Raw genomic sequence first — 9,574 nt, forward strand, 5'->3', positions numbered from 1 at the left:
TCATCAGCTGAGCCGATTCCTGCAGTCAGTGTCAAAGCAATCAATATAATTACAGAATAGATTAATCGACTTGATCTTATTTGCATACACACCCACTCCACCAGTTATAGGGAACTTAGAGGTCCTTCCCGTTACATTACCCATCTAAATATTGGAATTAATTAATATTAAAAGATGCCCAAAAAAAAGGCTCTGTATAAGTCCTCGATATTCAAGTTTGGCCGATTGATCCTATTTTGATTGTTATTCTATAGAGCATAAAAATCAAGTGGAGCGAATTATTTTACGCTCACACTCAATAGATCCACTTCTTCTGGCTTCTAGTATCTTTCATCCTCATGATGATGTCACAGTCAATTTAGGTCTCTGGTCAGCATTCCGCCAATCTGAACTGTAGAAAGCAATGTAATTGCCACTTTCTGTCTTCGCCTTGAGGAAGAATCCGGTGTTGTTAGTACCGGTTACATATTCCTGCACTAGCTGTGTTACATCGAACTCATAGTACTTGTTATCGGGCACTGTACCAGCCGGGAAAGTTACTGAAGCATAAGGGGTAGTACCCTGAGCAACGCCATTTGCATCGAACCACGCTCCACCTACTGGTTTCCACGCCTTGCGATAATCATGGTAGTACCAGGTCACATATTTTGGGTTCCACTTCCCTGGCCTGTAGATCTCCACAACAGTATCCGAAGTGCGTGTCTTGCCTGCTGGATAATACCAGAAGAGTGAGAGTGTTGCCCGGGATATGGTGTCGGTTGTGTTGTACATGTTAAGGTTAAACCACATCACATCCCTGGCACGAGATGTGCTCTTTCCAACATCAATATAGGGTGTAGTGCCAAGAACTGAGCACGAGGATGACTCACGCAATCTATTGTCATAGGAAGAAGTAAGAGATAAGGGAGCAACTTTTATCAGCCAAGCATCACCTATGCCAGTTCCGTACGACCGGGTCGTCCCTGCTATTATGTATCCCCCATCCGAAGTCTGCTGAACTGAATATGCAGAATCAGGCATGGATCCACCAAACGTCTTATTCCACTGCTGGTTACCATTACTATCAACTTTGATTAACAAAGCATCATCTTCGCCAGCTCCGTACGAATTGGTAGATCCTGCTACAATGTATCCCCCATCAGAAGTCTGATCAACTGAAAATTTATTATCACCCTCAGAACTTGTTCCATCAAATATCTTACTCCATTTCTTGTTGCCATTACTATCAACTTTGATTAACAAAGCATCATTGCTTCCACCATCTCCGTACCCACTATCTCCTGCTAGTATGTATTCCCCATCAGCAGTCTGCTGAACTGAATATACATACTCCCAATGGTCTGCGAGATTCCAAAATGTCTTACTCCATTTCTGGTTGCCATTACTATCAGTTTTGATTAACCAAGCATCCATCCAACTAGCTCCGTAGGACTCAGTACCTCCTGCTATTATGTATCCCCCATCAGATGTTTGCTGCACAGATTCTGCGTTATCCCAACGGGCTTCACCAAATGTCTCATTCCACTGCTGGTTACCACTACTATCAACTTTTATTAACCAAGCATCAGAGTCACCAGCTCCGTACGACACAGTACCTCCTGCTACAATGTATCCCCCATCAGAAGTCTGATCGACTGAATTTGCAACATCATAATTTGATCCACCAAATGTCTTATTCCACAGTTCATTACCACTGCTATCAGTTTTGATTAGCCAAGCATCCTCACCACCAGCTCCGTACTGGATGGTAGTTCCTGCTATTATGTATCCCCCATCTGAAGTCTGCTGAACTGAAGATGCATAATCAATATCTGATTCACCAAACGTCTTATTCCACTGCTGGTTACCATTACTATCAACTTTTATTAGCCAAGCATCACGTCCACCACCTCCCCATGACTCTCCTGCTACAATGTATCCCCCATCAGAAGTTTGCTGAACAGAATTTGCATCATCCATTATTCCACCAAATGTCTTATTCCACTGTTCTGCTGGAGCAGCTGCCTGTACTAATGTAGGTATGATCGCAAAAAGAATTAAAGCAGCTAGCAATACTGCTATTTTACTGCTTTTCATACTTTTTATTATGAAATTTGTTATATTATTATTCATTTTAATACCACTCCCCTACCTATATGTCCCATTCCTCACTTCCATATAAAAATAAAATATATTGTGGGGTCACTGATATCCACAATCAAAAGACCATCGCTGGATACGTAGGCATGATCGCCTTCTACGGTAACATCCCGAACAGATCCGCCAAAGTGACTGATCAAATCAGCAGTAACGTAATTAGCAGAGCTTATTCCTGCAGTCAGTATCAAAGCAAGCAATACAATTACAGCATAGATCAATCTACTTGATCTTATTTGCATACACACCCACTCCACCAGTTATAGGGAACTTAGAGTTACCTTAGTGGATACCCAAAGAAGGATATACGAGGATGAACTATATAAACATACTCAATATATAAAACGAATAATAATATAATTTTAATTGTTGATTTTGTTTTTTTCTGAAGCCATAAAAAGGTGGAATTATTGTGATGAGTGCAGGGTTCTAATATGCCTCAGACGTATGTGCACCTTTCAGGCAAGCAGATTGGATTGCTCAAAGTCTACTGTAATAGATCAACCCACGAGAGACTAGACTGAGTCCAGAATTCATTTTATTCCTTGTCAAGAACAACTAATTCTACAATGCTGTGATTGAGTCTTCTTGTACAGCTCACCACAGTTATTTAGAGGACGAATCTTCACAAGACACTGGTCTGCCTGACAACGGCACACTTCTGGTATATGCAGAGTGAATTGCACAGCATTCATATGCATATTTTGGCTCCATGCGACGGCTGCAATATGCCATCACTGCAACTTCACCTGATGGGAGAGAAGTATGATAGCTGTCGCATGTACCGCAACATACTGACTGAACATTAAACTCTAAATCTGTACATGTGCTGCATGAAGAAGAGGTTTCTTTGTCTGCCATCATATCTCACCTTCTGAAGTCTTTGGCGCTACTACTCTGATTGTCAGCATGCTCATGATCAAGAATGCCACAGCAACATCGAAGACTTCTCCGCCAAAATGACTGACAAACTCCACATTGACGTCATCAGCTGAGCTTATTCCTACGCTCAGTAACAGAAACAGCAATACAATTCCAGAATAGATTAATCTACTTGATCTGATTCGCATACACACCCACTCCACTTGTTAGAGGGAACTTAGAGTTACCTTAGTGGATACCAAAAGAAGTATATGAGGAGGAACCATATAAACATACGCAATAAATAAAGCAAATAATAATATAATTTTAATCTATGTTTTGTTTTTTTCCGATGCCATAAAATGGTGGAATTATTGTGATGAGTACAGAGTTTTAACATGCCTCAGACCTATATACACCTTTAAGGAAAGCAGATAGATGACGATGTCCTGAATATCCACGATATAATCACAAAAGAGGAGATCAAGGAGTGTTACATTTCTCTTAATGATCAGCAATGAACTGCTTATTGCACTTCTTTTTCCAGGTACCTGAACACTTCTTCAAGGTCCGGGTATCTGAGGTAAGCGTAATCATCAAGCGGTGTGGGCATGTTATTGACTATGACCAACCTACCACCATGTTTTACAGTGTTCAGAGGCAGGGATGCTGCCGGGTGCACCACCAGAGATGAGCCAATAACCACCATAAGGTCGGCCTTCGAGCTTTCGGAAATTGCCTGTGCGAGGGCATTTTGGTCCAGCATTTCTCCAAAAAAGATAATATCCGGTTTAACAAGGCCTCCACATCCGTCACATTTAGGTACAACCTGCGGTCCGTGTACAATCGGAGAGATAAGCTCATACGGGAATTTTCTGCCGCAGTGCAGGCATGTGTGCTGTGCTGGGGAGCCATGGATCTCTATGACCCGCTTTGAGCCTGCTTGATGGTGCAGCATGTCTATGTTCTGGGTGATTATCGACTTCACCATGCCCTGCTCTTCTAATTTTGCCAGCATCTTGTGGATGATGTTTGGCTCTTTCTTTTCCAGGTTGTAGATGAACTCTCTTCCATGAGTATAGAAATATGCAGGGTCCTCGCGGAAGTAATGAATATCAAATATCTTATCCGCATCGAACTGCTTATATATGCCCTTGCTTCCCCGAAAGTCCGGTATACCTGACAGTGTGGAGATGCCAGCACCACTAAGAAAGACGCAGTGACTGGAATTACGCAGAAGGGAGAGGAGTTGATGCATAAAGAGAGATTGTTGCTGAAGAGTATATATTCTTTATCTGATCACTCTCATATCTTCTTCACTCCTTCAATATCATCATAGGGTTACCCACACCTACAACGGTCACTCTGGTTTCCAGGGGTGGATGGGACCAATTTTCCGGAGCAATGTTCTTCACTGAAATGTTGACATGTGTCTCATTTTCACTTATACCGCAGCGTTTTTCGTATTCGAGCACAAGTTCAAGTCCTATCTGCCTTGCACGCTCAAAAGCATCCCTGTATTCCGGGAAGCGCTCCCTGCCACCGGGATAAAATAAAAGGAAATCCTCTCCCGGGTTCTCGATGGATGCGGGCATGATGAGCACCTGGACCCTTTTCACACCCTTGCCTGCCAGAGCACCCACGGCATTGCCTACATCCGCATGGTTAGGCACTATTATATCTGCATCCAGCAAAGCTGACATTTCTTCTGTATATGCTTTTGCAGGTCCACCCAACAATACCACCGGCAACTTAACACCGAACTTTGTATGATACTGACCGCTTAGCACATCATCCACCAGAGGCTCATTCCTTTCAGGCAACAGGAAGACCATCAGGTCATGGGCCATATTCCTTGCCACAAGTTCTTTCACATGAGTACAGAACTCGTATTTTTTCATGTCATTGTAACGTGAAAGGATCTCTGCACCGGCGTGAGATGCCTCACCATTCCAGATAGTGTACTCGCCTCTTACATGCAGGGCATCCGTAGGTGTAAAACCAATTGCCTGCACAAGTCTTTTCCTTATAAGGGAATCCAGCACTCCTCCCGGAGGCATACGATGCATAGCTGTGGTAAGGTCATGTATGCTTACAGGGTCTGTGGCGATATGCTTTAACACTTCATTCTCTTCTTCTGTAAGTCCTATACTCTCGTATTCAGTTCTTACGAAGAATTTGGTTGGCTGGTAGTTCTCGCTAAGAGACTTGCGTGGCATAAGCCGCATGTGCTTAAGTTTTTGCAGGAATCCCGGGCATTGCACCGCAGCAACACACAACGGTATGACACGCCGTGGACCGACCTTTACTTCTCCTTCCGTCACCCATACGTGACTATCTCCTCCAGTAGCCGAAGTCTCCATTTTCATAGCTCTTACCCTTGTTTTCCATCCTCCTACTACAGAGCCGGAAGGGCTTATTTCAGGTACACCATGATATATGGCAGATACATCTGTACTTGTTCCTCCCACATCGATAGCTGCGCATGTATCAAGTTTGGCAAGGTATGATGCACCCAGCATGCTTGCAGCAGGGCCGGAGAAAATGGTCTCAATGGGTTTCTCCAGTGCATCCTCTATATTATACACCGAACCATCACACTTGAGCATCAGCATTCTTGCATTGATACCCCGTTTCTTTATGTCTGTCATAACTGCACTGACAAAACGATGGGTTATAGGTAACAACTGAGCGTTTAGTACAGCAGTCACTGCTCTTTCATAGGCTCCCAGTTCCTGGGAAAGCTCGTGGCCGCATACTACAGGTTTGCCTGTGATCTCCTGGAGAACAAATTTCGCACGCATTTCATGTTCAGGGTTGCGGGTACCAAAGAATGCGGAAATAGCATACGCATATACATAGTCTTGGGTTCTGATGGCGAAATCTCGGATGGCATCTGTATCCAGCAGGAACTCTTCCTCTCCACTTGGTCCGTGTCCCCCTGCAACATTGATCATATACGGTGTTGGAAATTCTTTCTGGGCAGTGTGCTGTCCTATGAGTACCAGGCCTACAGGAGTGCCCGTCCCCTCAAGCAGAGAATTTGTGGAAAGCGTGGTCGAGACCGAAACCAGATTTACCTGACGGAGCAGTTCCTGGTCCAGGGAATCCAGAGCTGCACTGATACCCTGTTGAAGATCAGGATAAGTGGTGAAAGCTTTTTTAGCATCTACTACAGCACCATCCGAACCGCGTACAAGGACCGCATCCGTATACGTCCCGCCAGCATCAATACCAAGGCCGTAATGCAAAATTTATCTCCTCCCTGTTTTCAAAAATATTAGATAGGAAGGCATATGTCCAGTATTTTATTTAAGAACTGTCATTTCAAAAACTATTGAAACTCCTCTTCACAATTGGAAACTGAAATCTCACGGTCGCCTGTAGTAAAAGAAGAATGAAATACTGAAAAGAAGGTTTGAACCCGCATAACGAGTTCAAAATAGTATATAATTATGCTTCAATGACCTTAATACTAAAGGTCAGAGCCTGTCCTGCAAGCGGGTGGTTAATGTCAAGTGTGATCGTCTCATCTGTCACTTCAGTTATCATTGCAGGCATCTGCTGACCGTCAGGTGTTCCTAACATCAGAACCATTCCAATCTCGACTTCCACGTCAGACTGAAGTATTGATCTTGGGAATGATTGAGTAAGGTCCGGGTTTATTTCACCGTAGGCCTCGCAAGCTTCTATTCTGAAGGTTTTCTCTTCCCCCACTTTCATGCCTCTTACAGCATCTTCAAAACCCGGTATGACCTGCCCCGTTCCAACAGTGAATTCAAGAGGTTGCTCATGGTCTGCAGAACTGTCAAAAACAGTACCGTCATCCAGTGTTCCGGTATAATCGATCTTTATTGTATCTCCATCTTTTATTGGCAAAAATATCAACTCGGTTTGTGCAAAACAAGTAAACACTCTTTTTTGGGCAGAGAAGGATTGAGATTACTTAGGCTTTTTGGTGAGGAAATGTGATATACATTATATATCGCATGGAATCGGCGAACAGTAGTCTTACACAATGATCGATCAGAGATCTTTCAATATTTCGCCATATATTTCCAAACGCTGTTTACCTGCTTCTCTTGACTGGCTGTTCACAGCGAACATGATGTACGAAGGCAGAACTTCCAGACCAGTGAACTCAAATATGCAATGAGTGATGTATTTTAAGAGGTCATTGATATCTCCATGTGCCCCGCTATTTGAATAAAGGCTTTCATCGGCACCTGTAGTGATGGTCATCATGACCTTTTTACCTTTTAACAGGCCTTTGTCATAGACTCCCTGAGTGATGGGATCGAATGCAAAGCCTGCTGCAAAAATCCTGTCTATCCAGCCTTTCATGATGGCAGGCATCCCGGTGAAGTATATAGGGAACTGGAATATGAGCAGATCAGCCCATTTCACTTTTTCCATTTCTTCTATTATTTCCGGTACAAAGGTACCCGTTTTACTGGCATTGATCTGTTCTGGGAACAGGTTTAAAATATCTTTCTTTTTCCTTTGCAGGAAATCACTGGCATCAAGCACAGGCTTGAAGTGCATGACATAGAGATCGCTGACCTTTACTTCATGACCTGATCTATCCAGGGTCTCCAGAGCGGTAGCTTTCAGGGCTGCGTTAAAAGATGCAGGTTCCGGATGTGCATAAATGTATAGTATGTTCATATTTCTCCCCATACCATTTATGGGATTGTACTATTTGAGAATATGCTAAACCAAAATAAAAATAGAATATCCCTCTCTATGAGAGGGAATCGTTCTTTGGGTTCAATGTGCAACCGGTTGCGTCCTTCTGGATTCTACATGGTTTTCATGCTGTGAATAGAACCACATAGGGATATACAGGCTCAGCACAATGAAACCTACGATCGTTGAAGTCCACCCTATCTCAAGGCTATTCAGATAGATTATACCAATAAGGCACAGAGGCAGGTTAAAGAGACCGAACAGCAGTGCAACATTCTTCCAGCCGGATGGTGCCTTGAAAGGCCTTTCAAGACCGGCAAGCATTGGGTTCTTTTTGGCCTTAACATATGCGAACAGGCTAATACCGTTAGCACAGACATATCCTATAGCAGATGCCGCCAGAATGGCAGTAGGTGTTCCAAAAGATATGAGCGCCAGATTGAAGAGAGCTATAACGATCATAGCAAAGACAGGAGTTCCATTCGCATTGATCTTACCAAATATGTGAGGAAGATTACCCTCAATTGCCATGGAATGCATAGCTCTTGCAGACCCCAGGAAAGCTGTCTGGATGATCAGTACCATAGCTGCAACAAGCATGATAATGGAGATGTATGCACCTATGGGCCCCAATGCTGCCTGAGCCAGTGGCAACATGGGAGAGATAGGCTCTGCAAGTACTCCTTCTATACCCAGCGTTCCTGTAACTGCTGCCTGGACAAGTATATAAGTGAACAGGCAGACGAAACCACAGCTGAACAGAGCTTTTGGCACGTCAGAACTTGGTTTCTTGTATTCGGGACCGTATATCGCCGCTGTCTCCCATGCGCATGCACTCCACTGTGCCATTGCGAAAATACCCAGCAGGATCAATATGTGAGAAAGATCCCAAGCCCAGTCAGTTGGAAGCCATGAACTCGTGATGTTGGACAGTACAAAGTCACCTGTGACAAAAGGAGAGAATGTAATGACCGCCAGCGGGGCAAGGGAGAGGAATGCAAGGATGTATCCCATGGTAGCACCGCTTGAAAGACCTCTGGAATTGATGATAATAAGTCCTCCAAATATTACAACCCCGGCGGCAAGGGAAAGGCTATATGCCGAGAATCCGGAAAGTGCAGGGATCAGACCCTGGAGGTAATTTCCCACAAGGATGGCAAAAATGGCGAGCACAGGATTCCATGCGAACCAGTAGCTCCATGCGCTGAAACCTCCTATGAGCTTACCTTTGTCATATTTCTGAGAACCGTCTCCTTTGAACACGTTCTGGGCGAATCCCGGAAGTCCCGAAGCGTTCGGGAAGGTTGTAGCCAGTTCACCATAAGCAAGGTTCTGCATGAAGCCCTGGAACACTGATAAACCCCACACAATAATTGCAAAGGACCATAGATAACTTGCAAAATAACCTATAGATGGCAATATAAGGAGAGGTACACCAATAGCAATGGCCAGGCCCTGTTTCCAGTCAATGGTCCTTTCCAGACCACTGGTCTCACAGACAACTTTGGCACATTGTTCTGCATGTTGCCAGTCAATCCCCTCTTCTTTAGAAGTCACTTTTATCACTCCTTTATTCTATAATTAATCCCACTTAGTTAACTTCATAAATATCAGACGAAAAAATTGACCGTCCCCTTGCACCGCAAGTTCCCGGTCAATGCGACTCAAATAAGTTACTTCAGCTTCCCTCTGAATTTCTCACAGCAGTTTATCTTGATGTCAAGCAGCTTTTCGATATTCATCTTCGCAGCATATCCCTTCGGACTGCCTGCAACAGAGGTTACAACGCCAATACCGAGCTCTTCTCTCAGTTCCCTCATGACATACTCGTCCGAGAGATCCATTGTAGTAACACCCAGTTTCTTGGCAACATAGTTCTTGGCATCGT

At 44.0% G+C, this 9,574-nt stretch carries 9 protein-coding genes and 1 pseudogene; all 10 read right to left on the reverse strand.

Going from position 1 to position 9,574, the window contains the following annotated elements:
* Positions 1–3 precede the first annotated feature (3 nt).
* Complete coding sequence (locus ACCM36_RS00900; RefSeq protein ID WP_370571815.1) at positions 4–144, reverse strand: hypothetical protein; 141 nt, start codon at positions 142–144, stop codon at positions 4–6.
* A gap of 192 nt (positions 145–336) precedes the next feature.
* Positions 337–2,112, reverse strand: coding sequence for a disaggregatase related repeat-containing protein (locus ACCM36_RS00905; RefSeq protein WP_370571816.1), 1,776 nt, complete (start codon positions 2,110–2,112; stop codon positions 337–339).
* A 35-nt stretch (positions 2,113–2,147) separates the two neighbouring features.
* Positions 2,148–2,378: a hypothetical protein gene (locus ACCM36_RS00910; protein ID WP_370571817.1), complete on the reverse strand. Its 231-nt coding sequence runs from the start codon at positions 2,376–2,378 to the stop codon at positions 2,148–2,150.
* Positions 2,379–2,996: 618 nt separating this feature from the next.
* The gene (locus ACCM36_RS00915; protein ID WP_370571818.1) at positions 2,997–3,206 is read right to left on the reverse strand and encodes a hypothetical protein; all 210 of its coding nucleotides are present in this window, start codon (positions 3,204–3,206) and stop codon (positions 2,997–2,999) included.
* Between the two features lie 317 nt (positions 3,207–3,523).
* A complete protein-coding gene (locus ACCM36_RS00920) occupies positions 3,524–4,255 on the reverse strand; it encodes an NAD-dependent protein deacylase (protein WP_370571819.1) in 732 nt (243 codons plus the stop codon).
* A 58-nt stretch (positions 4,256–4,313) separates the two neighbouring features.
* A complete protein-coding gene (locus ACCM36_RS00925) occupies positions 4,314–6,248 on the reverse strand; it encodes a hydantoinase/oxoprolinase family protein (RefSeq protein WP_370571820.1) in 1,935 nt (644 codons plus the stop codon).
* Positions 6,249–6,450: 202 nt separating this feature from the next.
* On the reverse strand, positions 6,451–6,876 hold the full coding sequence (locus ACCM36_RS00930; protein WP_370571822.1) for a peptidylprolyl isomerase: 426 nt from the start codon (positions 6,874–6,876) through the stop codon (positions 6,451–6,453).
* 147 nt (positions 6,877–7,023) lie between these two features.
* Complete coding sequence (locus ACCM36_RS00935; protein WP_370571823.1) at positions 7,024–7,665, reverse strand: NAD(P)H-dependent oxidoreductase; 642 nt, start codon at positions 7,663–7,665, stop codon at positions 7,024–7,026.
* A gap of 102 nt (positions 7,666–7,767) precedes the next feature.
* Complete coding sequence (locus tag ACCM36_RS00940) at positions 7,768–9,243, reverse strand: APC family permease (protein ID WP_370571824.1); 1,476 nt, start codon at positions 9,241–9,243, stop codon at positions 7,768–7,770.
* Between the two features lie 116 nt (positions 9,244–9,359).
* Positions 9,360–9,574: pseudogene (locus ACCM36_RS00945) on the reverse strand ([dimethylamine--corrinoid protein] Co-methyltransferase); the annotation flags it as partial.

The sequence above is a fragment of the Methanomethylovorans sp. genome (assembly GCF_041305605.1).
Classification (GTDB): Archaea; Halobacteriota; Methanosarcinia; order Methanosarcinales; family Methanosarcinaceae; genus Methanomethylovorans.